This is a genomic window from Nitrosomonas sp. (assembly GCF_019752415.1).
In the GTDB taxonomy this organism is placed as follows: Bacteria; Pseudomonadota; Gammaproteobacteria; order Burkholderiales; family Nitrosomonadaceae; genus Nitrosomonas.
Window position 1 is genome coordinate 20,018 of the sequence record NZ_JAIEME010000066.1, and the last position, 24,802, is coordinate 44,819.

The window sequence follows — 24,802 nt, forward strand, 5'->3', positions numbered from 1 at the left end:
TTAATAGTTAATTGCGTGCCTGTTTATTACTCAAATTAAGGTTAGTCAATGATCGCAAGTAATTCTTTCTCAAAAGAAAAACTCAGTGCCTATCAGCGATGGGAGATGAATTCTTTTGAGACACCCGATTTAGCCAGAGAAGCGCAGGCTGAAGCCAGTTTGCAAGTCGATGAACAGCCCCAGATTTCTTTACCGGCTGAAGAGGAAGTTGCTGCAATTTTTCAGCGCGCTAAAGAAGAAGGGTATGCAGCAGGATTGCAAGAAGGAAACGCAGTAGGCTACGCAGAGGGCAGACAAATTGCTGAAATTGAAGTTAAAGCCGAAGTGGCGCGCGTTCAAGCATTGCTATCCAAACTAGACCAAGAGTTGCACGAAATGGATCAACAAGTGGCTGATAGTCTTCTAGAACTGGCGGTTACACTTGCCCAAAAGGTGGTTGCTCAGGCATTAAAACTAAAACCTGAGTTGATCATACCTATCGTGCAAGAAGCTATCCGTAATTTGCCTAATGCGATGCAACATCCTCGTCTTTTTTTGCATCCTGAGGATGCAAAATTGGTACTTGTGCATCTGAATGATCAGTTAGAACAGGATCACTTGTGTATTCGTGAAGATGAGCAAATCTCCAGAGGAGGGTGCCGTATTGAAGCCAGTGGTAGTGAGATTAACGGAAGCTTGGAAGTGCGCTGGCAGAGAGTACTATCAACCATTGGTCAGAATGACGGATGGTTTGAGAAGAAAGATTAATTATGGCTTTTTTTGAGCAATGGGACGGCTTCTTAAGAAACTGCACTCAGCTGATTGCCCCGGCAAACCCTTTCTTATTAAGCGGAACAATTACCCGGGTAGCAGGGCTGGTCATAGAAGCAGTGGGACTCAGATTGGCTGTTGGTAGCAGTTGTACCATTTTTCTATCGAATGGTCATCACGTCTCGGCTGAAGTGGTCGGGTTTTCTGGAGAGCGCTTATTTCTAATGCCATCCAGTGATGTTTATGGATTGTCGCCGGGTGCGAAAGTCGTTTCTACAGAACTTATTGGTGAATCTCCCCGAATTGGTAATTTTCAACATCCACGAAGACGTGCAGCAGATCGGGCTAAGCATGTTTCTGTCGGACCTGAGCTGCTTGGTCGTGTTTTAAATGGTGTTGGGGAACCGCTCGATCGTCTTGGCCCCACTCATGCAGAGCAGAGTGTGCCGCTATACAGCCGTCCTTATAATCCATTAGAACGAATTCCTGTCAGTGAGCCACTCGACGTTGGGGTGCGTGCGATTAACATGTTACTGACTGTTGGGCGTGGTCAACGCATGGGATTATTTGCGGGCAGCGGTGTGGGTAAAAGCGTACTGCTTGGCATGATGGCACGCTATACCACCGCTGATGTGATTGTTGTCGGCTTAATCGGAGAACGGGGACGCGAAGTTAAGGAATTTATAGAAAATATTCTTGGTAAGGAAGGGCTTGCGCGCTCAGTTGTGGTTGCAGCACCTGCTGACACTTCACCGTTGTTACGTTTGCAAGGCGCAGCCTACGCGACAGCCATTGCCGAATATTTTCGAGATACTGGTAAGCATGTTTTGCTCATAATGGATTCATTAACTCGCTATGCCATGGCGCAAAGGGAAATTTCTCTCGCTATCGGCGAGCCGCCTGCTACCAAAGGTTATCCCCCATCAGTATTTGCTAAATTACCGCAACTAGTGGAGCGTGCCGGTAATGGTAATCATAACAGTGGTTCAATTACGGCCTTTTATACTGTATTGACTGAAGGCGATGATCAGAATGATCCTATCGCTGATAGTGCACGCGCCATTCTCGATGGCCATATTGTTTTATCACGAAGATTAGCAGAAGCAGGACATTACCCTGCGATCGATATTGAAGCATCAATTAGTCGCATCATGACCAGTGTGGTTCCACAGAAACAGGTGGATATGGCGCGGCGATTTAAAAGTTTATGTTCAAGGTATCAACGTAGCCATGATTTGATCAGTGTTGGTGCCTATGTTGCGGGGACAGATCCGGAACTGGATCGAGCTATCAGGCTGTATCCCGAATTTGAAAAATTTTTACAGCAGAATATGTCTCAGCATGAGAACTTTTCCGATAGCCTTGAAAAACTAACAAAATTGTTTGAAAGTGAAGAAATACGGTAATCGAAGACGAAAATCATTATGCCAACCACATCATCACTAAAACTGCTTTTGGACCTGGCGCAACAGCGGACTGATTCTGCAGCGAAGAAACTTGGAAAGTTGAATTTGCAACAGCAAGAAGCAGAAAAAAAATTAAATTTACTTATGCAGTACCGTCATAGTTATCAATCACACTTTCAGAATTCTTCAGCGAAAGGAATTGACCACATTGAATGGCTAAATTTTATTGCTTTTATCAATAAACTTGACGCCGCTATCACTGAGCAACAACAAACGGTTTTATATGCGCAAAACAAAAAGATAGAAGGAGGGAATGAATTTTTGTCTTGCCAGCGCAAATTAAAATCCTACGATACGCTATCGCAGCGTCAACATAGTGAAGAAAATCAGAAACAATCAAAATTGGAGCAAAAAGTGCAAGATGAATTTGCATCGAATTCTCTCCATCGGGATTCATTTCTGCGTAAAGGTGATTAGCAACATATCCGGGGATAGTCAAACTGGTATAGAGATTGCTTATTTGCTGGTGGCATTATTAATTGTATGAGACCCAAAGCTTATGTTAAACATATCAGTTGCACCTCAAATCAAATCTTCAGCTGAAAATCCTGTAGCAATGATCAATTCCGGTTCAATCGGCTCAAAAGAACCTGCTGCAGAAGAGTTTGGTAAAGTTCTGGAGCGTGAAGTATCTGAAGCAACGGAAAAACAGGAGAAGAACAATGCTTCTAACACAAAAGAACATTCCGATAGTGCGACGTCTTTAGAAGATACAGTTAAAGACGCGGATCAAGGTAAAGACACCGATACAGCTTCAATTGCAGCCTCGACTGTGGCAACGACAACGAATGATACAAACAGCTTCATTCAAAATCTGCTTAGCAATACGAGCAGTGCGTACAAAACCGATCAATCATTAAGCGCAATGGATTCCGTGTTAAATCCAGATGCGATGACTGCAACCCCGATTTTACCGCTGGCTTGGCTCCAATCAGCTCAGAATGCATTAGCCTCCCAAGACGGTGAACAGACTGCAGGTTCAACGATTCCAATTAGCAATCAATTGTTGCAACAAAAGCTTGCACAGTCAAACTTGGTTGCAAGTAGCTCGACTTTTTTATCCAATATTGCATGGCAAACATTAGATGCGGCAGATTCTGCCGCTTACGGCAAATTTCTTCCATTTTCTTCAGAGATGAATGAAGCCATCCAGGTTAATATAGGGGAATCGATATTTTCAACACATAGCGAAACAATTTCCTCCCAACCATTCAGCCTAAGCAACTCCGCTTCCGGCGTTCCCCTGAATACGACACTACAAGATATCCATGTTGATCTTCCTGTAGGTCAGCCAAAGTGGGGTGGGGAATTTGCGCAAAAAGTTGTCTGGTTGTCATCTCAGCAAAACCAGGTGGCTGAAATTCGTTTAAACCCGGCGCATCTTGGACCTGTTGAAGTGACGCTGAGTATTACGCAGGATCAGGCGACAGCGCAGTTTTCGTCTCCTCATTTGGCGGTACGTGAAGCGATTGAACAAGCATTACCCAGATTAAGAGAAATGATGGCTGAGAATGGTATTACATTGGGGAATGTAATGGTTGGCTCTGATTCATTTCAGCAGGATAATAGACAACAGCAAGCCTATCATTCCGCAAAAGATTCTAACAATATGACAGATGCAAGACCAGGGACTGTGGCTCAAATTGAAACAACTGTCGTGCCAAGTCGGCATCTCGGTATGGTTAATACGTATGCCTGATGCTCCATAAGATCAGGTTTATTCGATTTTTTGTGAATCTACCTCCTATGCATAATCTGTCACGCTATCCGATCTGATGGTGTGGCAGAAAATAGCTTCTCCAGATAACCATATAAACCATTTGTTTTTTTCTGTATTTTTGATTTGGACTGAAACCAAATTAACCGGCTAGATCATACGAATATTCTTTTAAGAAGAAATTAGCATGCCTACCTGACGAATTCTCTATTAATCTCTGTATCTGGAAATAGTGACATTATTTCATTGTTATTTGTGATATCAGTTTGCTGCTTCGTCGAAGATAATTGATTTCATCAAATAAGGAGTTGAGAAAAATGTCGAAGACTATTGAAGCACCAGCTGCTACAGAAGGCAAGAAAGGCAAGAAGGGATTGATCATTATCATCTTGATAGCAGTCATCGCTATTGGCGCAGGTGGCGGTGGCACTTGGTATTTTATGAAAATGTCAGGTGATGAAGATTCTGAGCCTGTAAAACCAAAGGAAAAACCAACCACATTTGTAGATCTTGAAATCTTTACAGTTAATCTTCAGCCGGAAGAAAACAGTCAATACTTGCAGGTCGGATTAACCGTGAAAACCAAAGAAACTCCTGTTGTAGCGGAGATTAAAAAGCAAATGCCGGCGATTCGCAATCGTATCCTCATGTTGCTTTCCAGTAAGAAATCGGCAGATATCACAGGTATTGTTGGAAAACAACAGCTGAGTCAGCAGATTGTGGATGAAATCAAACAATCATTGGATACATCAGAACTGCAAGAGGATGTGCTGGAAGTATTATTTACATCATTTGTAATCCAGTAAACGTCAGATGGCTGAAGATTTTCTCTCACAAGACGAAGTTGATGCATTACTCAAAGGCGCCACTGGCGAAGTCGATGAGGTGCAGCAGGAAGAAGAGAAAGGGGGGGTTCGATCCTATAACATTGCTACTCAGGAGCGCATTGTTCGTGGGCGGATGCCTACGTATGAAATCATCAATGAACGATTTGCACGTTTACTGCGTATCGGGTTATTTAATTTCATGCGCCGTACGGTGGATATTGCAGTTGGTCCCGTTAAAGTTATCAAGTTTAGTGAATTTGTACGTAATCTGGTGGTTCCGACCAATCTCAACTTGGTTCAAATGAGACCCTTACGAGGGACAGCATTGCTCGTTTTTGATCCTAACCTGATTTTCCTGATTGTGGATAATTTGTTTGGCGGTGATGGCCGATACCATACGAGAGTTGAGGGAAGGGACTTTACTCAGACTGAGCAACGTATCATTCGGCGTTTGCTTGATGTGGTATTTGAAGAATATGAAAAATCCTGGAAGTCGGTATACCCGGTTAAATTTGAGTATGTCAGGTCTGAGATGAACCCTCAATTTGCCACGATTGCGACACCCAATGAGGTGGTTGTTACGGTTACTTTCGATATCGATATGGGTAACCAAGGCGGCGAATTGCATGTCTGTATTCCCTATTCAATGATTGAGCCTATTCGAGATACTTTATATAGCGCATTGCAAGGCGATCACCTGGAAGTTGACAAGCGCTGGATCAAATTGATGTCAAAACAAGTACAACTTGCTGAAGTTGAATTGATTGCAAATTTAGGGCATACGAAAGTTACGTTTGAACAGATTCTGAGTATGCAAGCGGGAGATATCATTCCGCTGGAAATTCCTAAAACTATTACCGTAAATGTTGACGGTATACCTGTTATGGATTGTCACTATGGCATCATGAATGGACAGTATGCACTTAGGGTCAATGCAATGATTTCCCCATCGGAAACCGAATAACTAATTGGAGATTTGAAATGTCAGAGCCTACAGAAAACGATCAAGCTGAGGCAGATGACTGGGCAGCAGCTATGGCGGAACAGGCGGCGGTTTCTCAAAATGACTCTGCAGAAAAAGAAACAGAAGTTGATGACTGGGCTGCTGCGATGGCAGAGCAAGAAGCATCCGCTCCAAGTCAGTCAGAGAAAGATACATCACATGCGGCAGAGAAAAATAACAATACGATAACTAGTTCGCAAGCTGCAACAACATCGGTTTTCCAGGAACTCGGAAAAAATGGCGCTGCGAATAATACCCGTCATGATATTGACATGATTCTAGACATCCCCGTGCAGATGACGGTTGAGATGGGTCGCACCAAGATTGCAATCAAGAACTTGCTGCAACTCGCGCAAGGTTCAGTTGTCGAGCTTGACGGTATGGCCGGGGAACCCATGGATGTTCTGGTCAATGGCTGCCTGATTGCGCAAGGTGAAGTGGTGGTCGTAAACGATAAGTTCGGTATCCGGTTGACCGACATCATTACACCCAGTGAACGTATTCGTAAACTTAATCGTTAGAGCTGATATGCCAAGCCGATATCTGATACTTTTGATACCGATATTTCCGTTTACTGTTTGGGCTGAAACAGGGAAGCCAAGTTACGTGCCACCTCCTTCCGTGATATCAACTGAAAATACATTGCAGATGATGGGGGGATTATTACTGGTGCTGGCGATCATAGGAAGTATTACTTGGTTACTCAAACGCTTCTCGCTGATACCAACTGCTGCTGCGGGTGTCGTTAAGGTTGTCGCTGCGACTGGAGTTGGTCAGAGAGAACGGGTGATTGTTGTCGAGATTGATAATACGTGGCTGGTGCTCGGTGTGGCGCCCGGCCGTGTCAGTAAGCTACATACCATGAATAAGCCTTTAACAGACACACCCACACCAGATACTCCGCCTGTTGAAACATTCGCTACGCAGCTTAATCAGAGCATAAAAAAAGAAAATGTATAAAAGCTTTGTATTCTTCATTTATTCATGTTTTCAATTCATATTGATTTGTCATCGGCTCAGGGCAAGTTTTTGTTGTTGCCTGAGCAGAATTACAAAACGTAATCTGTTTCAGATGGTGTTTATTTTTGTGGGTTTTATCGCGGTGCCCGCATTCGCGCAAAAATCCGGTTTTCCGGCCTTTACCAGTTCCCCTAATGCCGATGGCAGCGCAACGTATACGTTGAGCCTACAGACACTTTTATTATTGACTTCACTGACATTTTTACCTGCGCTGGTATTAATGATGTCAAGTTTCACACGTATCATCATTGTCTTGTCGTTGCTGAGGTTGGCATTGGGCACGCAATCTTCTCCGCCTAACCAGGTATTGCTCGGGTTGGCGTTATTCCTAACCTTTTTTATCATGTCACCGGTCATCGATCAGGTCTATACGGAAGCGTACTTACCTTTTTCTGAAGATAAAATAAGTATTATGGAGGCGGCTGAGAAAGCAAGTGTGCCGCTGAAATCGTTTATGCTGCACCAGACACGGGAAACAGACCTGGCACTTTTTGTACAAATCTCGAACAGTGAAGAACTCGAAAGCCGCGATAAAGTACCGCTGAAAATACTTGTTCCAGCTTATATCACGAGCGAACTAAAAACTGCTTTCCAAATTGGCTTTGTCGTATTCATTCCATTCTTGATCATTGACCTGGTTGTATCAAGCGTACTAATGGCCATGGGTATGATGATGCTGTCACCGATGATTATTTCGCTTCCATTTAAATTAATGCTTTTTGTTTTGGTCGATGGCTGGCATCTCATCATCGGTTCATTGACACAAAGCTTCTATACCTGAAAGGAAATAAATTATGACTCCTGAAAGCGCAATGACTATCGGCAGGCAGGCGCTTGAAATGACATTTATGCTCTCTGCACCCTTGTTGCTTTCTGCTTTGGCAACTGGTTTATTAGTGAGTATCTTCCAAGCAGCGACACAAATCAATGAGATGACTCTGTCATTTATTCCTAAATTATTGGTGATGTTTTTGGTGATGGTGCTGGCCGGACCTTGGATGATCGCGATCATGACAGACTATATGCAACGGCTCTTTACCAGCATTCCTTGGCTCGCAGTCGGTTAATGCCGGCAGGCGGATGGTTTGCGGTGCCGTAAACGTGAATTTCGATCGGTGATTTGGTCAGTAATGGAGTTCATCGTCAAATGGATGATTTAGCATAATGATCAGTATAACCACTGCAGAATTAAATATATTACTGGCAACATTCCTTTGGCCGCTCAGCAGAATCCTCGCGATGGTGGCAACCGCGCCTATATTAGGAAACCCAAGTATTCCTGTCAGAGTGAAGCTGGGGTTTGCGGTCATGATCACTATCCTGGTCATGCCGGTAGTAGAAAAATCATTACCGCAGGTTGATCCGGCTTCCGGTATTGGTTTAATCATCTTGCTACAACAGGTTTTGATTGGTGTTGCTATTGGGTTTGTAATGCGCATTGTATTTGTTGCGGTGGAAACGGCGGGTGAGCTGATTGGTCTGCAAATGGGTCTTGGCTTTGCAATTTTCTTTGATCCGCAGAACTCCGGTCAAATAGATATCATAGGCAGATTTTTGGGTGTGATTGCCAGCCTGGCATTTCTTGCAATGGATGGTCATTTGATGATGATTGCTTTGATTTCACAGAGCTTTAGCACACTACCTGTTGGTTTAGATGGAATTACAAACGTAACATTCACTACGCTTGCAAATTGGGGTGGAGAGATTTTTAAATCGGGTCTTCAATTGTCACTCCCCGTTCTTACGGCGTTACTGATTACTAACCTTGCTCTGGGTATTCTGACACGCGTTGCGCCGCAATTAAATATTTTCGCGGTCGGTTTTCCGCTGACACTTTCTATTGGCCTTTTCGTACTGGCGTTCAGCATGCCTTTTTATACCCCGATTCTGGAATATCTGGTGCATGACGCTTTAAATCTAATGATGGGAATCCTTAATATCAATCAAATCGATATGCCGTAGCTGATTTATCGGTTATAGCCAGAGCAAATTCCTCCCCCCCGATGCATAAGTAGACAGACTTCTTCATTCACAATACATAAACAGACAATATTGCCCTTCTTTTTCAATAGAAGATTTCTGCCTGGAGCTGTTAAAGTGATCATCCATTTATCAGAAACTATTTATTAACATGGGCAGTTCAAATAATTGCTGGTTTGGTTAATAACTTTATGACATTTAAGTCACGTTTACTCAGTTCGCTACAAAAATTTTCTTCATCGCCGGAGGTGCCGCATGACGAAGAAATTGTTGCGCCTGCCGACGAGCCACAATTAAACGATGTATCGAATTCCGTTCAACAGTTTGCATCGAGTGATGAAATTAAACAACTATTGGATACGGCTTATCGTGAACGATTAAGTGCGGAGGACCGGGCAATCAAGGAGGCGCATAAGCGGATTGAAGCAGAAAACATCGCGAAAGTAACTGCTGAAGCGAGGATCCGAGTCGAGGCCAATGCCAGAATTGCGGCAGAAACAAGAATCCAGGCTGAAGCGGTTGCCACTGATCAAGCCAGAACCCGAGCTAAAACTGAGGCTTTGGCAATCAGAGAGGCCAATGCCCGGCGGGAATTTGAAATAAAAGCCAGGCAGCTTGCAGAAGAGAAGATTAAAGCTGAGAAATCCTTAAATGCGCTATTGGAAGCCAAAATCAAAGCAGAAGCTTCGATTGTTGAGAAAATGCAGAAGCGCGTTGAACAAGAAGCTGCCGCTTTGGACAAGGCGCATGCGACCACATTGAAAGAAAATGAAGCTGCTGAAGCTGCAATGCATCGAGCCAAGGTAGCCGATGAAGCTCGCTTGCTTGCACTGGCTGCGATAGAGGCAGAGACACATGCAGCAATGCTCGCCAATGCAAAAATTCAGGAGACGCAAAAAACTATAGCATTGGCTAAAGCTCAAGAAGAAGCTGAAAAGCAAATCATTGAGGAAATGCAAGTTCGCTCGCAAATAGAAGCGCAAACTCTAGCTCAGACTACTGAACGTCTGGATGCAGAGATGCGGGCAAAAGAAATGGAAGAGGATAGACTGAAAGCCGAAGCTGCTGCGGTGCAAGCAGCGATAGAAAAAGCCGAAGCTGAAGCGATCGCAGCAGAGCAGGCGAGAAAAAGAGCTGAATTAGATACCCAAGCGACTTTTGCAGCACGCGATAAAACAAATGCGGAGAGAGTCGCAGCTGAAATGGCGGAATCCATTCTTGCTAAAGAAAGTGCAATCGCTGATGCAATCAAGGCTCGTCTCGTTGCAGAGTCTGAGTTGCTGGAAGAAGCTGATCAGCGAATGCGGATAGAAACTGAAGCGTTGGCTGCTGCAGAAGCAGCCCTGCGCGCTGAAAAAGAAGCCAAAACGGTTGCAAGTGAGAAGAAGAAAGCGGAAGTCAACGCGAGCAAAGAGTACCAGAAACGTATTAAGGCAGATGAAGAAGCTATTAAAGAAGCGGAGGCGCGTGCAGAAATAGAGAAAGCTGCAAGGAAGGCAGCGAAGAGCAAGGCGGAAGCTGAAATAAGATTGAGAACTGCCGCGGAGGAAAAAACCAAAGTAGATACGCTTGCTGCACAAGAAACAAATGTTCAAGCAGATTTGGAGCAACGCTTGCTGGAAGATGCAGAGATTCGTGCCAAAGCGATAGCCGATGCAAAACGAGCTGTTGTTGAGCGCCTCGAGATTGAGCAAAAAATCACAGGATTAGCAATTACTAGAGCACAAGCAAAAATTATCGCTGCCAATAAAGCCAAAGCGCAACTTGAAGCAGAAAAAACTGCTACTAGAGTTGCATTGGAAAAAGCCAGAACCGAATCGGCCGCGCTTGCCGCCATGCAGGAGCGCATAGCACTGGAATCCAAAGCGCTGGAAGCTGCGGCAGCCCGGGAAGCTGTTGAAGTTATGGCTAAGGAGGCATTGTTTGCGCGTTCCCAAGCTGATAAAGAGGCTACCGCCGCGGCAACTGTGAGAATACGAGCAGAAATTGCTGCCGCAGAACATTCTCGTAACAGGGTTGCTTCAAGCACTAAGACTTAAGGAAGCTCTGATTGCGGCTTACGCCGCGCAAAGTTTTTCTACTCAAAGTGTTACAAACCAGCGCACTCCTTTGCTGGCATGGCTGAAATCTCTATCCACAGGCAGCCGCATCGGCCTGGAATCCACGGATGGTTATCACGAATTGCTGGTCGATCTGGCACACGCGCAAGGCCATGTCGTATTCCTGCTCAATCCGTTGGATACCAAGCACTATGCCCGCGCCATAGGTAGCCGTGCCAAAACAGATCGGGTGGATGCCGGCTCATCGCTCAAGAACATACGCCCTTACACACCCCCTAACAGCCGATTAGCGCAAGCTGGATCGCATGATCCCCGGCGGTGCGCCAATATTGTTTGCATCAAAAGCTCGCTCACGCTGACGATGAGCAACCTGAGTGGTTTTGCCGCCGAACTCAAAGCTGTCTCGAACAAGCTTGATGCCCTGATTGCCAAGATCGATTCCACCATGACCGCGATTGCGGCGCATTCCCCGCAACACAAGGAAGCGCAACAGCGTTTGCAAACCATTGCAGGTGTCGGCCCCGTGGTGGGCATGGCGCTGACCAATACGTTGGAGCGCGTGCCTTTCCGCAATGCGGATGCATTCGTCGCATTCACGGGCTTCGACCCCGGAGCCAACGACTCCGGCAATAAGATAGGCCGCAGGCGCCTATCCAAAAGCGGCCCCGCGGAGTTGCGTCGCTTGCTGTTTGACGCTGCAATGGCCGCCGCCAAGTCCAAGGCTTGGAAGTCTATCTATGAGCATTACCGCGCCCATGGCTGGACTACCCCAGGCACTGGTAATCATCGTCCGCAAAATCGCCCGCTCAGCCTGGTCTATTCATCATTACCATTCAATTTTCGACCTGGAAAGTATTACAAAAAATGCTTGACGCGAACCATAGATTCTCACCACGAACGTAATCAATATATTATCATTCGTCCTAAGCCTGTCGAAGGACTTAATCAGAATTTCCTTAACAATCAGATAAATTGGTTGTAGAAACGGAAGTGGTAGATCTGCCGTCCGATAGATCAAAGATTAAAGTGTTTGGCGCAGTGGTGTGTTAAAATTGTTTGCCCATTCAAGCACTTCTTTGTAGTTTCCGCTGAAAATTACCGATTCTTTGTTTTTCATTATTTGATATGCATACATCGGATCATAATACTCAGCAAGTAAATGGCTTATCCAAGCCTCGTGGTTATGAATATTTCCTGTATTCAATTGATCTGTCAAAGCCTTTGTCATGAGGTTATGTATATATTTATAGCGTTCCGATCCCAGTCGTTTCTGAATCCGGAATAGACTGCTGTGAAGATAAGCGCTGAAATATTCAAAACCATGCTCATTATGTTTCATCTGAAAAGCCGTCAGCATATCCGTAATATATTCTTGTAAAATCCGTGAAATGCGAGATTCCAATGGCATTTCTATTAGCGCTAAAGGAGAGCGTCGCATAGTTTTGAATAAGGTCTCCGGGATCGCAATAGTTCCAATATTTCTACTCTCATCTTCAACAAAAAGTGTATTTTTACTAGGCGTAGCATAAGTCATACGCAACAAATCAATGGCTAATGTGTGCTCAAAATCGGATTGAGTGGGCTGTTGATTAACTGTATCGCCAAAACTCGAGCCGCGATGCATGGCATGCTTTTCTAAATCGATACTAGCGGCAATTTCATTAATCAGAAGCGTTTTAGCGACACCTGTTTTTCCACCTATCCGGATCATGGAAAGATTTATGGTCGCTTCATCGATCGCCTGCATGAGGTATCGCCTGAGTGCTTTATAACCGCCAACAATTAACGGTACAGCAATGCCCGTTTCATTGATCCATTGACGTGCTAGATGTGAACGCATCCCACCGCGCCAGCAGAAGATATGTGTATCGGGATTGTTAGTTACAAAATCCCGCCAATGCTGAATGCGATTTTGCTTTAGCTCACCACACACCAAGTTGTGACCTAGTTGAAGGGCAGCTTGTTGCCCTTTTTGTTTATAGCAAATTCCAACTAAACGACGCTCATGGTTATTTAGAATGGGGAGGTTGAATGAATTTGGTAAACTACCTTTGGAGAATTCATCTTCAGAACGAACATCCAGGAATGGGATATCGTGCATAAATAAATTATGAAATTGATCAGCGCTGACTAAGAGATCTGACATTGCTTCCTATACCTATCTGCACATTGAGATAGCACACACGCCAATATATTAGGTGCCATGATCTTCAAATATTATTTGCCGTTATTTTGCAAGTCTGAACGACTGGTCACAAGTTTAGTAATTTGATAATAAGCAAAATCTGAACAAAAATACCTTAAAAAGACGTTATCCATTAAAATTCGGAGATGATAAGGGTAAGCTAAAGGTCATTAATTAGAGTAATTGTTGTTTTGCTGCAACACTGATTTAATATTGCCTTGACAGGGAAAAGCACCTTATATAAGCTGCGGAGTGGTCAAATATGACACACTCATATTTATTAAGCAATGTCAGCGGTAGGCGTTTGAATGAAAATTTTCCAGCCAGCAAAAAGTGCATTATTAGCGATTAATAATCAGAGTTGGCACGCTCAACCAGGATTCCTTGCTTATGCGAGCAAGATGACAAGTACTATTACTTCGAGGGGAAGATCTTGAGTTCGACAATAACCAAGTTGAACGCTCCGCTAACGCAAGCGTTTGATTCTCAACCTTCAAGCGAATTACAATTAATACCGACACCAACACTCAATACACTAACTCAGCAGTTAGCGGGCTTTGATACCCTAACCAGCGCTTTAGAATATGCGGCGGAGGGAATAACGGGGTATAACTTTTATGACGCGAAGGGTAACTTACGTTCGATTCTGCCATACAGTACGCTTAGACAGAATGCTCGTATCTTTGCGCAACGTTTATTTGGTTTTGGTTTGTCCCGTGGTGGTCGGGTAGCAATCATTGCTGATACCTCTCCAGAGTTTGTCGAGTTGTTTTTTGCATGTCGCTATGCTGGTTTGGTGCCTTTTGCAATGCCAATTCCAGTCAACCTCGGTAGCCATGCAATTTATGTTCAGCAATTAAGAGGTATGCTTGAAAGCAGTCAGGCAAGTATTGCGCTGGCGAATATTGACTATATTAATTTTCTGGAAGAGGCTGCAGGAGAAACAACCTGTATACAGTGGGTAGGGACACCGGAAAAATTAAGCGAGCTACCTGCGATGGATGTTGAGCCGCTGCCTAATTATCCTGATGAAACTGCGTACTTGCAATTTACCTCAGGTAGTACGCGTACACCGAGAGGAGTGGTTATTACTGAACGAGCCTTGATGTGTAATTTACAAGGTATTGTATGTAATGGATTGGAAATTAAACCTGACGATCGTTCCGCTTCTTGGCTACCCTTTTATCATGATATGGGATTGGTTGGGTTAGTTCTGGCACCAATGGTCACACAAATCTCTGTTGATTATCTGGCGACGCGGGATTTTGCAATTCGACCTTTGCAATGGTTACGGTTAATAAGTCGCAACCGCTGTACCGTTGCATTCAGTCAACCTTTTGGTCTTAAGCTCTGTACGTTACGTGTAAGGGAATCTGACCTCGAAGATCTGAATCTTAGTAGTTGGCGTGCTGCTGGCATTGGTGCAGAAATGATACGGCCAGAAACTTTGAGAAATTTTGCGGAAAAATTCGCATCGGCAGGTTTCGATGAGAATGCTTTTTTGCCTTGCTACGGTCTTGCGGAATCCACACTTGCCGTAACCTTTTCAAAAATTGGCAAAGGTTGTAGAAGTATACAAGTGGATAGTAAGGCGCTGATCGATAAACGAATGGCTGTTCGATTGCAAGCGGATGGGCGGAAACAAAATGAATTTGTAAATTGTGGACGTCCTTTGCCTGGACATACAGTGAAGATAGTTGATGAAGATGGTCAGCAATTGTCAGAAATGATGGTTGGTAGTGTTTTAGTACATGGCGATAGCGTGATGAAGGGCTACTATAACAATCTAGAAGAGACTAAAAAAGCGCTTAAATCCGGTAATTGGTTGGATACAGGAGATATTGGATTCCTGTTTGAAGGTGATTTGTTTATAACCGGACGCCGTACAGATGTTATTATTGTTAATGGTCGCAATATCCGTGCCCAAGACATAGAAGAGTTAGCCGAACAGCAACCGGAAGTTAGGTCACGTGAAGCTTCTGCATTTGGAGTGAATGATGAAGATGGAACAACAACGATTGTTTTAGTCATTGAATGTAGGCTCACCTCCGTGACAGAGCGCCAATCACTGACGACTAGATTGCAACAGCTTGTTTATATGGCATTTGGTGTTAATTCTATCGTGGAATTAGTTCCACCTCATACCTTACCAAGGACCTCATCTGGAAAGCTCTCACGTTTTGCAGCAAGGCAAGGTTATATTCAGAGAGCAAATCTGGCAGGTCAATTGTCTTTTGTGGAATTAGGTGACAGATAAGGGCGCATGCCAAAAATAGTAGCTGTAACTGGTGCTACTGGGTTCATTGGCAATGTACTAGTGCAGAAACTGGTTCGAGATGGATGGACAGTTCGTGCGCTCACACGGTTACATCGCTCATCCGATAGTAAGTCTATTCAATGGATTCAAGGAGATTTAGATAATTTAACTGCGCTACATCATTTAGTCAATGATGTAGCGTTTGTTATTCACTGTGCTGCAACAGTAAGAGGGAGCTCTTTTCAAGAATTCGCTCATACGAATATTGAAGGTACCAAAAATATTTTGTGCGCTATTGCTAAGCAGAAACAGTCTCCTCGCTTCTTGTTAATATCATCCTTGGCTGCGAGGCAACCAGAATTATCATGGTATACTCGAAGTAAGTATTTGTCTGAGATTCAGGTAACTGAATATTCAGAACAATTGCAATGGACTATTCTCAGGCCTACGGCTGTTTATGGTCCGGGAGATAAAGAACTAAAACCCCTCTTTCAAGCGATGCGCTACGGTTTTCTTCCCATAGTAGGAAAAATTCATAATCGATTTGGATTAATACATGTATATGATCTAGTTGCAGCTATTCAGATTTGGTTAGCTTCCAATCTATCGGTTAATGGAATATTCGAACTTGATGATGGGATGTCAGGCGGGTATAGCTATCAGAGTTTGGCAATCCTAGCGCAGCAAGTGTGGAAGCACCCAGTACAGTGCATTCCTATACCGGATTTTCTTATTCATGGTGTCGCAATATCCAATCTATGGCTGGCGCGGTTACTTCACTATTCTCCCATGCTGACTCCAGGAAAGGTTAATGAGTTACAACATAACGACTGGGTATGTGACAATGCGCCATTGACCCGAGCTCTTCCGGCGTGGCAGCCGAGTATTCGTTTACAAGACGTTTTATCTGAAGTAATCTAGCTTTAAAATTTAACTACTCTGAAATAACTTATGACTGAAAGTAATTACAATGAGATCATGCAATTACTCTGCGATCGATTAAGTGTTTTAACCAATTCTGATACTCAGATTACTCCTGACATGAACATGATTAGTCAGCTATCGATTGATTCTATTAAACTACTTAACTTGATTATGGAAATTGAAGACACTTTCGATGTTTCAATTCCCATTAATGCACTGACAGATATTCACACCGTACGAGAATTGGCTGACTTAGTGCATAAAATAAAATCTGACTCATAATGAATTTACTTGAAAAATTAGACGCAGCAGCAGTTGCAAGAAAATCACTTCTGCCGAATGGCGTGGGTGCTTTTGGTATTCCGATTGAGGAAGTTTTTTCGGCGACGGAAGCTAGGATTGGAGATCGCCGTGTATTGCTGCTTGGTACTAACAATTATTTGGGCTTAACTTTCGCACCGGAATGTATACGTGCAGCGCATGAAGCAATTGATAAAGAGGGTACGGGTACCACAGGTTCTCGGATGGCTAATGGCAGTTATTTTGGTCACCGTGCCTTGGAAAGAGAATTCGCTGAATTTTATCAATGTAGCTCCGGCATTGTCTTTACTACTGGTTATCAAGCTAACTTAGGTACTATTTCTGGTCTAGTAGGTCCTGGCGATACTGTATTGATTGACGGGGATTCTCATGCAAGTATCTATGACGGTTGCATCCTCAGTGGCGCAGATATTATTCGCTTTAAGCATAATGATATGGTGGACATGGAGAAACGATTGCGTCGACTAGGCGATCGTGTTGAAACAACGCTGATTATTGCTGAGGGAATCTATAGTATGCTGGGCGACCAAGCACCGTTAGCTGAAATTGTTAAATTAAAGAATGCATATAAATGCATTCTGCTCCTCGATGAAGCACATTCATTGGGTGTATTGGGGGAAACTGGTCAAGGTCTCGTAGAAAAAACGGGTTTGTTAAAAGAAGTCGATTTTATTACCGGAACTTTTAGCAAAAGTCTCTGTAGTATTGGTGGATTTTGTGTGAGCAATCATCCGCAACTTGAGCAGTTACGCTATATCAGTCATCCCTATATTTTTACAGCGTCACCGTCACCAGCAACGATAGCTTCAACGCGTGCGGCATTGGTTCTGCTGAGCAAAGGAAGTGATCTGCGCAAACAACTGTGGGCCAATTGTACACAACTTTATTCACAGCTCAAGGAAACTGGCTACCTGCTAGGTCCTGATCCAGGACCAGTAATTGCCGCCGTTCTTGATACGCCGCAACAGGCACTCCAGCTTTGGCAAAGCTTGCTCGAACATAATATTTATGTGAATTTGATTCTGCCGCCAGCTGCACCGGAAGGCAAATCGCTCGTACGATGCAGTGTAAATGCCGCGCATACTCCAGAACAAATCAGATATGTGGGCGATACTTTTGCCAAGTTGCACAGCAAGATATGATCGAGTCCGTATATTTCTAGCGTGTAAATTAGCATCTGCTTTTATATTTAATTGTATTGCGAATACCGAGAATTGATCAATAAAGATACATCTCTGATTAAAAGTTGAATATTTTACTTAGTGCTTAGTCGAGTCTGCTTCAGTTTTCAAAGCAAGGGGCTACTATGAAATTAATGAAGGTGCTGGCATTAGCATTATTTTCTTTCTTATTTCAAAGCAATGTTTTTGGGACAAGTATTGTATATAACGGGTTTGAGTGCCTAAATGCTGTAGATACAAATGACCCGACACCAAAAGGTACACCAGTACAGAGCAAATTTGAAGTCATACAAGATGCTGGGGATGGTATTTATCGATTAAGCTTAACTGGCGGTATTCCTCGCTTTAATAATAATCATGATGTATGCATCGATAATGCGACTGCGATCGGATATTCAGGAATTCCTGCAGTAGATGGTTTGCCGCAACCTCTCGAAGCCATTCATGCAACTGCCTATTTTAATGGGCAGGCACTGATAATTGTTGTCAGTTCGTTGTATACAGATTTAAGTGGCAGAAGGAATCCATTTTCATCATTTAACACAAGCCTTGTCTTTGCTTTCACGAATACACTCATATTTGATTTTAATCCACGAGCATCTTCATTCAGCTTGAAGAAAGTGATCCGCAACCGAGGATTCACTAATACCAGTGGCTCGACGAATTCAATAACCCCTTTCCTTGAGACAATCTTGCCATCTTTCAACGATGAAGTGCAAGACAAGCCCAAAGTTCTAACACCGATAGCCAGAATCGAATTTTTATTGGAATAATCAACCCACATCGTATGCAAGGCGCAAGGTTAATTAGTGATCTATTAATGTAATAAGTGAGTTAGTATTATTATATGGCGTGACACAGCCAATTTGCGCTGAAGTATAGCCAGCAGTGGAAAGTGCATGAAGACATTCATCGGTGCGCTCGGCGGGTATTCCAGCTAATAATCCCCCCGCAGTTTGCGGATCAAAGAGTAGAGGATAGCTTGGGTGTTGCCCAGTGTAATCTTGGCATCGGCTGGCTTGTTTATTGGCGGCGTAGAGTGTGCTTTGAATGCTTTGTAGGCTGCACTGTTGTGCGCCTTCCATGATTGGAATGGCGTTTATTGATAGGGAGGCGCTGCATTGAGAAGCTAGTAGCATCTCCTGTAAATGTCCGAGTAGGCCAAATCCTGTTACATCGGTACAACTGCGCGCTGCACAAGAACGTAAGATGGTTGCTGCGGTCAGGCTACTCTGCAACATATAGGCCAATGCCTGATCAAGCCATAAACCCTTGCAGCGTGCAGTCATGTTAGCAGCAAGTAAAACACCGCTGCCGATAGGTTTGGTGAGAATTAAACTATCGCCGGGAGTTAGTCCAGATTTTGTCAGAGCTTCGCTTGATGAGAGTGTTCCGTTAACAGTTAGCCCGATAGCTATTTCGAGTCCTTCGCCACTATGTCCACCAATCAGCGCAGTGTTTTCAGTCTTCAAGGTTTTTAATACGCCTCGCATCAAATGCAATAATGTTTCTTGCATAATAGGCTCGCTGCTATACGGGATAATTGCGGTCACCAATGCAGAATGGGGGATTCCACCCATTGCATAAATATCTCCTAAGCTATGAATTGCGGCGACACGACCCAGTAAATAGGGATCGTCGATGAAGCTTCTAAAGAAATCAACGGATTGTAACCATCGAGTATTGGCACGTATATTAATAATTGCGGCATCATCCCCCGGGCCACTGGTGATATCCGGATGAGGTTGGATGTCCAGCTGAGACAAAACATTCTGTAATATATTGCTGCTTACTTTTGCGCCACAACCACCGCATCGCATAGACTCTTTGGCATCGCTTGAGTTATCGGTGTTAACCATAGGTTGCGGATTGAAACGTGCCATAAAGGCGCGATCAATGTGATTCTTCCAAACCCAAACCCACTTTCCGCGCGCAAATAGTGCGCCCCGAGAAGCGATCGCGTAACGTTCTCCTATCGTTATTAGGCTTAAAAAGCTTCGTTGCGGTTTAAAAGGCAAAAGCTGTCGATTCTCGAGCTGAGCGACAATATTTTTTGCCAGGATCGGGCCCTGGCGGACAGCATAAACGCCCGCTTTAGGTAATGGCAAAGGCATGAAAGCTGCGCTGTCGCCAGCAGCAAATATATCCGGATGCGAAATACTGCGAAGGTGCTGATCAACTTGAATGAAGCCTTGTCCGTCGCACTCAAGCCCGCTTTCTGCTAGCCAAGACTGTGCACTAGAATGTATGGCCCAGGCGGAAAAATCGTAATTCAGCGTTGTATTATCACTTAAAGCCAGTTGGTGCTCAGTAACGGAAATGACATGTTTTCCAAAGATTATGCGGATACCTAACGTTTGCAAGTGATTTTTAATAAATTCCTGCACGCGTTCATTGTGTGCACTGAGGACCTTTTGATCAGCGCAAACCAGAGTAAAGTTAGCATGAATAGCAGTCGTGTTGCAGAGCTTATAGCGCATAGCCAGGAGTATTTCTACACCCGCGGCCCCACCACCGACTACGACAACACGCTTTGGTTGACGGGATGCTTGTGCTGATTCGAGCCACTGGCGCCAATTCTGCAAAAATTGTTTGATCGGTTTAATGGGGTGGCCATGTACCGTGGCGTTTTTGATTTCAGTGAGTGCGGGTTGAGACCCAACATTGATAGACAATAAATCGTACTGCAAGGATGGGTATTGATGGCAGTATATCTGCCTTCCGACTGGATCGATACGTTGAACTTCACTGCAAACAAACTGCACGCCAGCCCACTGACACAGTTTTCGTAAATCAATGTGACAATCTTCAAAAGTATAATGTCCAGCAATCAATCCAGGCAACATACCTGAATAAGGTGTGAGTGTATTATTGCTGATGAGTGTGACTCTGATACCTGGGATTGGGCGCATTCCCAATTTTTTGATAACGGCGATATGGCTGTGTCCACCGCCAATTAGACGTAAATCTTTTTTATGTGGCGTTAAGCCTATCATTAATTAACTTATTCAGATTGCGTTATGGTCAGAAAAATGTGATAGTTCACACCGCAACATTATAAGTTAATCCATGACACTATAAATAAAATTAAAAGTATTTCTATAGCTTTGTGGGCTAATTGAGTAAGGGCAATGGAGTTAATTAAATTTGTCGTTAAAGTGGGCTTCGTGCATAGTAACGACTTTTCACAAATTTATCTTTATTTAGGAGGGTAGCAATGGAATCTAATATAATCAGTACATTAAAAGCTTGTGCCGTTCTGTTATTATCGGCGGGACTGTTATTCGGGTGTAAACCGATTTTTGAGAAAAAACCAATTCCTAAGGATGGTGCCGCTGCAGCAGCACCGGCAGCACCGGCAGCACCAGCAGCACCGGCAGCACCAGCAGAGCCAGTAGCAGCACCGGCACCGGCACCGGCACCAGCTGAGCCGGTAACTAGCCTTGAGGAAGTAACAAGTATCGAAAGTCTTGGATCTAGCTCAGCAGCGCCGGTAATTGATGATGGAGACGACGTTGTAACAGTAACGCCTGCAATAATGCGTAAAGTTCAACAGGCTCTGGTAAATGCTGGGTTTAATCCTGGTCCGGTTGATGGTGTCAGTGGCGCCAAAACAGTAAATGCAATCGAAAGCTTCCAGAAACAAAATGGCATTCCAGCAGGTAAAATCACCAAGAAAACGCTCCGTGCATTAGGTGTCGATTTCTAAAGAACTAAGATCAGCTTGATTATTTAATACATCAGGAGCCTTCGGCTCTTGGTGTATTTTTATTGATACATACTAAATTTCTAATGAGTAGGGTATTTGCTTGATTCGCGATACTTGATGTTGTTTGTTTGTTTGGTTGGTTGCTTTAGCTGTTTAAAAATATTTGCCATAGGGAGTGTCCTGTTCTATAGTTAATCATAAAGATTGGATTAAAGCTGCCTCGTAATTATAGATTTATAGATGCTGAACATATCCATTGGTTGCGAATCTTTACCATAGTGTTTAAATTCCTTAGCATAAGATGAGTCTCGTGTTATAGAACCGACTGATTGCGTACTTAGTAATGTTTCCCAGATTAAATTTTAGTTAATTAATTTTAACGTGCTTTATTTTATTGTTTATTTTGCTAAGTAATATTTGTCATTAACTTGTTTTTGAAGTATTTTTGGAGGTTTGTTCATGGGAGTTCCTTTACGTCAACAAATTGCGGTTGGCAGTTATCTAATCAAGCAAAAGTTAAAAGGGGTTAAGAAATATCCGCTGGTGTTGATGCTGGAGCCATTGTTCCGTTGTAACCTGGCTTGTGCTGGATGTGGAAAAATCGCTCACCCCGAAGATGTTCTTGATCAGCGACTTTCTTACGATGAATGTATGCAGGCAGTAGACGAATGTGGCGCGCCGATGGTTTCAATTCCAGGTGGTGAGCCATTGATACATAAAGAAATGCCACAAATTGTTGCAGGCATAATCAAACGCAAGAAATATGTTTACTTATGTACAAATGCTCTATTGTTAAAGAAAAAGATAGATGACTACACACCATCACCTTATCTAACATTTTCGATTCATTTGGACGGGATGAAAGAGCGGCATGATGCTTCAGTTTGTCAGGATGGGGTTTTTGATCGCGCGGTTGAAGCGATAAAGCTAGCATTAGAGAAGGGATTTAGGGTCACGGTAAACTGTACGTTGTTTCAAGGCGAGACCCCTCAGGATGTGTCTGAATTCTTGGACTATGCGATGGAATTGGGTGTTGAAGCAGCAACAATTGCGCCAGGATTTAGCTATGAGAAAGCGCCGCAACAAGATGTCTTTATAAAAAGCCAGGATACCAAGGTATTGTTTCGTGGCATTTTTGAATTAGGCAAAAAGCTGAAGCGAAAATGGAGACTAAATCATTCAGCACTTTATCTGGATTACCTGGCAGGAAACCAGGATTATGAATGTACGCCATGGGGTAACCCAACACGAAATGTTTTTGGATGGCAGAAGCCATGTTACTTGTTGTCGGATGAAGGCTATGCAAAGACTTTCAAGGAACTTCTTGATGATACACCGTGGGAAAAATACGGTACTGTCAATAATCCAAAATGTGCCCAATGTATGGCGCATTGCGGCTATGAAGCTACAGCTGTTGAAGACACACTTCAGCGTCCATGGAAAGCACTAATAGCCTCGCTAAGAGGGCCAAGAACGACAGGCCCTATGGTGGCTGAGGCTACTCCAAAATGGACAAGCGAAGAGAATAAAATACCCAAGAAGCTCTCCGACATACCGGTGACATTGATTAACAAATAATCGGCAATAAGGTTTTGATACTGGTTTATAGAATTTGCTACAAGTAAGAATAATGGTGGAATTGGTATTGTATTTATCTCTGTTCGGTGTTGTATGTTGGTGCTTATTGATACTGTTACCGTGGCGTCCTTGGAGTGTCCGTGAGAAAATTGAAACGCAAGGCATAGTAGATTCCGCTGAGACGCTGAGTGATATTACAGTATTAATTCCAGCCCGTAACGAGGGGCCTTATATCCGGCATACGCTTAATGGCTTGCGAGCACAGAGCGAGAATTTACGTATCATTGTGATTGATGATCAATCGGCGGATGACACCGCAGATAAAGCTAAGTGCTGTGGTGCGCTTGTGCTATCTGGTACAGCGCCACCCGCTGGTTGGAGCGGGAAATTATGGGCGCTTGAACAGGGATTGCGTGAGATCAGAACACCCTACACGTTATTGTTGGATGCCGATATTGAGCTGGCTCCAGGGATTGTGATCGAATTACAGCAAAAAGCGCGCAATGAAAATCTTGCCCTGGTATCATTGATGGCTGAGCCCCCTATGAAAAATTTCATAGAGCGTTTATTGATGCCTGCTTTTATATTCTTCTTTAAGTTGTTGTATCCTTTTGGGCTAGCAAATAAGCTGACATCACGGGTTGCTGCGGCTGCAGGTGGGTGTATTCTAGTAGAAACACAAGCATTGCGTTCAGTTGGCGCATTTGCCAATTTGCACAATGCGCTGATTGACGACTGTACTTTGGCAACACACATCAAACGTTCAGGTTTGCGTATTTTTATTGGGCTGAGTCGTTCGGTTCGTAGTCATCGTGGTTATCAAGATTTAAAGCCGATTTGGGAAATGGTGGCTCGTACCGCTTTTACCCAATTAAGATACTCATTTGTTTTACTTGTCAGCTGCACATTGATCATGATTTCTATGTTTTTGGCAGCACCGCTAGCATTTTTGCTGTTACCTGCTCAGGAAGCATATATAGTATGTACGCTAGCATGGATGGTTATGTTTATTACCTACATGCCAACTTTAATTTATTATCAGCGTTCTCCACTTTGGAGTCTAGCACTGCCCGTAATTGGTACGTTGTACCTTGGCATGACTTGGACATCAGCACTGCGGTACTGGCGTGGGGAACGCGCTTGTTGGAAAGACCGGCGCTATGAAAGTAATACGAACAATTAAACTGATTGGGTGGTGCCTGATATTGGTGATGCTGTTACCAATTTCTGTTGCGTTGAGTTCATCCAGTTCAGAACCTGAGAACCCAGAGCAGGTTATAGAAAAATTACAATCTTCCTTGCTTCAGGTTATGCGCGAGGGCGATAAATTGAGTCACGAAGGGCGATTCAAATTCCTGGAACCGATTATTGATGAGTCTCATGATCTTAATCTGATTATCAGAACAATATTGGGTGCAACATACTGGTCGCAGATGGGCAAAGAACAACAAGATTTGATCGTTGAGACATTTCGCAAGCTCAGTATTGCTACCTATGCTGGACGGTTTAATCAGTATGAGGGAGAGCAGTTCCAGATTGTAGAGCAGCGTGCTTTGCCGCGCGAACAAGTATTGGTGCGTAGCCGGTTAACTAAATCGGATGGCGGTACAGTAAATTTTGATTATGTATTACACCAAACAGACGGACGTTGGCGTATTGCCAATATCCTGTTTGATGGTGTGAGTGATCTCGCAATAAAACGTGGGGAGTATCGCGCTATTTTGCAACGGGACGGTTTCCAGGCATTGATTGATATGATTAAGGAAAAAATTGTTCTGACTCAGTAGAATTAATCATTCGATGATTTCATTTTTTTCTGAAGGT

Annotated in this window: 24 protein-coding genes; 22 read left to right on the plus strand and 2 right to left on the minus strand. The window is 43.8% G+C overall.

Annotation, left to right across the window (positions count from 1 at the left end; genetic code table 11):
• The first annotated feature begins 48 nt into the window (after positions 1 to 48).
• The 13 genes from K2P83_RS11015 to K2P83_RS11075 all read left to right on the plus strand — a co-directional run bounded on the left by K2P83_RS11015 (position 49) and on the right by K2P83_RS11075 (position 11,805).
• Positions 49 to 747, plus strand: a complete 699-nt coding sequence (locus K2P83_RS11015) for a flagellar assembly protein FliH (protein WP_292929126.1) — start codon at positions 49 to 51, stop codon at positions 745 to 747.
• 2 nt (positions 748 to 749) lie between these two features.
• Positions 750 to 2,156: a flagellar protein export ATPase FliI gene (fliI, locus tag K2P83_RS11020; RefSeq protein WP_292929128.1), complete on the plus strand. Its 1,407-nt coding sequence runs from the start codon at positions 750 to 752 to the stop codon at positions 2,154 to 2,156.
• Positions 2,157 to 2,174: 18 nt separating this feature from the next.
• Positions 2,175 to 2,633, plus strand: coding sequence for a flagellar export protein FliJ (fliJ, locus tag K2P83_RS11025; protein ID WP_292929130.1), 459 nt, complete (start codon positions 2,175 to 2,177; stop codon positions 2,631 to 2,633).
• Between the two features lie 82 nt (positions 2,634 to 2,715).
• A complete protein-coding gene (locus K2P83_RS11030) occupies positions 2,716 to 3,915 on the plus strand; it encodes a flagellar hook-length control protein FliK (RefSeq protein WP_292929132.1) in 1,200 nt (399 codons plus the stop codon).
• Between the two features lie 335 nt (positions 3,916 to 4,250).
• Positions 4,251 to 4,739 carry a flagellar basal body-associated protein FliL gene (gene fliL, locus K2P83_RS11035; RefSeq protein ID WP_292929134.1) on the plus strand — a complete coding sequence of 163 codons (489 nt, stop codon included), beginning with the start codon at positions 4,251 to 4,253 and terminating at the stop codon, positions 4,737 to 4,739.
• A 7-nt stretch (positions 4,740 to 4,746) separates the two neighbouring features.
• The gene (gene fliM, locus K2P83_RS11040) at positions 4,747 to 5,724 is read left to right on the plus strand and encodes a flagellar motor switch protein FliM (protein WP_292929136.1); all 978 of its coding nucleotides are present in this window, start codon (positions 4,747 to 4,749) and stop codon (positions 5,722 to 5,724) included.
• Between the two features lie 17 nt (positions 5,725 to 5,741).
• On the plus strand, positions 5,742 to 6,284 hold the full coding sequence (fliN, locus tag K2P83_RS11045) for a flagellar motor switch protein FliN (protein WP_292929138.1): 543 nt from the start codon (positions 5,742 to 5,744) through the stop codon (positions 6,282 to 6,284).
• A 7-nt stretch (positions 6,285 to 6,291) separates the two neighbouring features.
• Positions 6,292 to 6,723 (plus strand): flagellar biosynthetic protein FliO, encoded by a 432-nt coding sequence (gene fliO / locus K2P83_RS11050; protein ID WP_292929140.1) that lies wholly within the window; start codon positions 6,292 to 6,294, stop codon positions 6,721 to 6,723.
• A gap of 112 nt (positions 6,724 to 6,835) precedes the next feature.
• Positions 6,836 to 7,564 (plus strand): flagellar type III secretion system pore protein FliP, encoded by a 729-nt coding sequence (gene fliP, locus K2P83_RS11055; protein ID WP_292929142.1) that lies wholly within the window; start codon positions 6,836 to 6,838, stop codon positions 7,562 to 7,564.
• A gap of 13 nt (positions 7,565 to 7,577) precedes the next feature.
• Positions 7,578 to 7,850, plus strand: coding sequence for a flagellar biosynthesis protein FliQ (gene fliQ / locus K2P83_RS11060; protein WP_292929144.1), 273 nt, complete (start codon positions 7,578 to 7,580; stop codon positions 7,848 to 7,850).
• Between the two features lie 97 nt (positions 7,851 to 7,947).
• Positions 7,948 to 8,745: a flagellar biosynthetic protein FliR gene (fliR, locus tag K2P83_RS11065; RefSeq protein ID WP_292929146.1), complete on the plus strand. Its 798-nt coding sequence runs from the start codon at positions 7,948 to 7,950 to the stop codon at positions 8,743 to 8,745.
• 209 nt (positions 8,746 to 8,954) lie between these two features.
• On the plus strand, positions 8,955 to 10,802 hold the full coding sequence (locus tag K2P83_RS11070; RefSeq protein WP_292929148.1) for a hypothetical protein: 1,848 nt from the start codon (positions 8,955 to 8,957) through the stop codon (positions 10,800 to 10,802).
• Positions 10,750 to 11,805 carry a transposase gene (locus K2P83_RS11075; RefSeq protein ID WP_292929150.1) on the plus strand — a complete coding sequence of 352 codons (1,056 nt, stop codon included), beginning with the start codon at positions 10,750 to 10,752 and terminating at the stop codon, positions 11,803 to 11,805. Before K2P83_RS11070 ends, K2P83_RS11075 begins: the two co-directional genes overlap by 53 nt.
• Positions 11,806 to 11,844: 39 nt before the next feature.
• Here K2P83_RS11075 and mnmH read toward each other — a convergent pair whose 3' ends face one another.
• The gene (gene mnmH, locus K2P83_RS11080; RefSeq protein WP_292929152.1) at positions 11,845 to 12,969 is read right to left on the minus strand and encodes a tRNA 2-selenouridine(34) synthase MnmH; all 1,125 of its coding nucleotides are present in this window, start codon (positions 12,967 to 12,969) and stop codon (positions 11,845 to 11,847) included.
• A gap of 472 nt (positions 12,970 to 13,441) precedes the next feature.
• Between mnmH and K2P83_RS11085 the strand changes: the two genes are divergently transcribed.
• The 5 genes from K2P83_RS11085 (at position 13,442) to K2P83_RS11105 (ending at position 18,464) form a co-directional block, all read left to right on the plus strand.
• Positions 13,442 to 15,265, plus strand: coding sequence for a fatty acyl-AMP ligase (locus tag K2P83_RS11085; RefSeq protein WP_292929154.1), 1,824 nt, complete (start codon positions 13,442 to 13,444; stop codon positions 15,263 to 15,265).
• 6 nt (positions 15,266 to 15,271) lie between these two features.
• Complete coding sequence (locus K2P83_RS11090; RefSeq protein WP_292929156.1) at positions 15,272 to 16,186, plus strand: NAD-dependent epimerase/dehydratase family protein; 915 nt, start codon at positions 15,272 to 15,274, stop codon at positions 16,184 to 16,186.
• Between the two features lie 57 nt (positions 16,187 to 16,243).
• Positions 16,244 to 16,471: an acyl carrier protein gene (locus K2P83_RS11095; protein ID WP_292929198.1), complete on the plus strand. Its 228-nt coding sequence runs from the start codon at positions 16,244 to 16,246 to the stop codon at positions 16,469 to 16,471.
• A complete protein-coding gene (locus tag K2P83_RS11100; RefSeq protein ID WP_292929158.1) occupies positions 16,471 to 17,652 on the plus strand; it encodes an aminotransferase class I/II-fold pyridoxal phosphate-dependent enzyme in 1,182 nt (393 codons plus the stop codon). Before K2P83_RS11095 ends, K2P83_RS11100 begins: the two co-directional genes overlap by 1 nt.
• 164 nt (positions 17,653 to 17,816) lie before the next feature.
• Positions 17,817 to 18,464, plus strand: a complete 648-nt coding sequence (locus K2P83_RS11105; protein ID WP_292929160.1) for a hypothetical protein — start codon at positions 17,817 to 17,819, stop codon at positions 18,462 to 18,464.
• 33 nt (positions 18,465 to 18,497) lie between these two features.
• Here K2P83_RS11105 and selD read toward each other — a convergent pair whose 3' ends face one another.
• Entirely contained in the window at positions 18,498 to 20,687 is a 2,190-nt protein-coding gene (selD, locus tag K2P83_RS11110) for a selenide, water dikinase SelD (protein ID WP_292929162.1), read from the minus strand.
• A 221-nt stretch (positions 20,688 to 20,908) separates the two neighbouring features.
• Here selD and K2P83_RS11115 point away from each other — a divergent pair, with 221 nt between their 5' ends.
• The 4 genes from K2P83_RS11115 (at position 20,909) to K2P83_RS11130 (ending at position 24,765) form a co-directional block, all read left to right on the plus strand.
• Complete coding sequence (locus tag K2P83_RS11115) at positions 20,909 to 21,400, plus strand: peptidoglycan-binding domain-containing protein (RefSeq protein ID WP_292929164.1); 492 nt, start codon at positions 20,909 to 20,911, stop codon at positions 21,398 to 21,400.
• A gap of 459 nt (positions 21,401 to 21,859) precedes the next feature.
• Positions 21,860 to 22,978: an adenosyl-hopene transferase HpnH gene (gene hpnH, locus K2P83_RS11120; RefSeq protein WP_292929166.1), complete on the plus strand. Its 1,119-nt coding sequence runs from the start codon at positions 21,860 to 21,862 to the stop codon at positions 22,976 to 22,978.
• 52 nt (positions 22,979 to 23,030) lie between these two features.
• Entirely contained in the window at positions 23,031 to 24,161 is a 1,131-nt protein-coding gene (locus K2P83_RS11125) for a glycosyltransferase (protein WP_292929168.1), read from the plus strand.
• Positions 24,139 to 24,765, plus strand: coding sequence for an ABC transporter substrate-binding protein (locus K2P83_RS11130; RefSeq protein WP_363279559.1), 627 nt, complete (start codon positions 24,139 to 24,141; stop codon positions 24,763 to 24,765). Before K2P83_RS11125 ends, K2P83_RS11130 begins: the two co-directional genes overlap by 23 nt.
• The last annotated feature ends 37 nt before the right edge of the window (positions 24,766 to 24,802 follow it).

Coding starts and splice junctions, on each gene's coding strand:
- K2P83_RS11015 (WP_292929126.1), top strand. CDS start 49: ATGATCGCAAGTAATTCTTTCTCAAAAGAAAAACTCAGTGCCTATCAG.
- fliI (WP_292929128.1), top strand. CDS start 750: ATGGCTTTTTTTGAGCAATGGGACGGCTTCTTAAGAAACTGCACTCAG.
- fliJ (WP_292929130.1), top strand. CDS start 2,175: ATGCCAACCACATCATCACTAAAACTGCTTTTGGACCTGGCGCAACAG.
- K2P83_RS11030 (WP_292929132.1), top strand. CDS start 2,716: ATGTTAAACATATCAGTTGCACCTCAAATCAAATCTTCAGCTGAAAAT.
- fliL (WP_292929134.1), top strand. CDS start 4,251: ATGTCGAAGACTATTGAAGCACCAGCTGCTACAGAAGGCAAGAAAGGC.
- fliM (WP_292929136.1), top strand. CDS start 4,747: ATGGCTGAAGATTTTCTCTCACAAGACGAAGTTGATGCATTACTCAAA.
- fliN (WP_292929138.1), top strand. CDS start 5,742: ATGTCAGAGCCTACAGAAAACGATCAAGCTGAGGCAGATGACTGGGCA.
- fliO (WP_292929140.1), top strand. CDS start 6,292: ATGCCAAGCCGATATCTGATACTTTTGATACCGATATTTCCGTTTACT.
- fliP (WP_292929142.1), top strand. CDS start 6,836: ATGGTGTTTATTTTTGTGGGTTTTATCGCGGTGCCCGCATTCGCGCAA.
- fliQ (WP_292929144.1), top strand. CDS start 7,578: ATGACTCCTGAAAGCGCAATGACTATCGGCAGGCAGGCGCTTGAAATG.
- fliR (WP_292929146.1), top strand. CDS start 7,948: ATGATCAGTATAACCACTGCAGAATTAAATATATTACTGGCAACATTC.
- K2P83_RS11070 (WP_292929148.1), top strand. CDS start 8,955: ATGACATTTAAGTCACGTTTACTCAGTTCGCTACAAAAATTTTCTTCA.
- mnmH (WP_292929152.1), bottom strand. CDS start 12,969: ATGTCAGATCTCTTAGTCAGCGCTGATCAATTTCATAATTTATTTATG.
- K2P83_RS11090 (WP_292929156.1), top strand. CDS start 15,272: ATGCCAAAAATAGTAGCTGTAACTGGTGCTACTGGGTTCATTGGCAAT.
- K2P83_RS11095 (WP_292929198.1), top strand. CDS start 16,244: ATGCAATTACTCTGCGATCGATTAAGTGTTTTAACCAATTCTGATACT.
- K2P83_RS11100 (WP_292929158.1), top strand. CDS start 16,471: ATGAATTTACTTGAAAAATTAGACGCAGCAGCAGTTGCAAGAAAATCA.
- K2P83_RS11105 (WP_292929160.1), top strand. CDS start 17,817: ATGAAATTAATGAAGGTGCTGGCATTAGCATTATTTTCTTTCTTATTT.
- selD (WP_292929162.1), bottom strand. CDS start 20,687: ATGATAGGCTTAACGCCACATAAAAAAGATTTACGTCTAATTGGCGGT.
- K2P83_RS11115 (WP_292929164.1), top strand. CDS start 20,909: ATGGAATCTAATATAATCAGTACATTAAAAGCTTGTGCCGTTCTGTTA.
- hpnH (WP_292929166.1), top strand. CDS start 21,860: ATGGGAGTTCCTTTACGTCAACAAATTGCGGTTGGCAGTTATCTAATC.
- K2P83_RS11125 (WP_292929168.1), top strand. CDS start 23,031: ATGGTGGAATTGGTATTGTATTTATCTCTGTTCGGTGTTGTATGTTGG.
- K2P83_RS11130 (WP_363279559.1), top strand. CDS start 24,139: ATGAAAGTAATACGAACAATTAAACTGATTGGGTGGTGCCTGATATTG.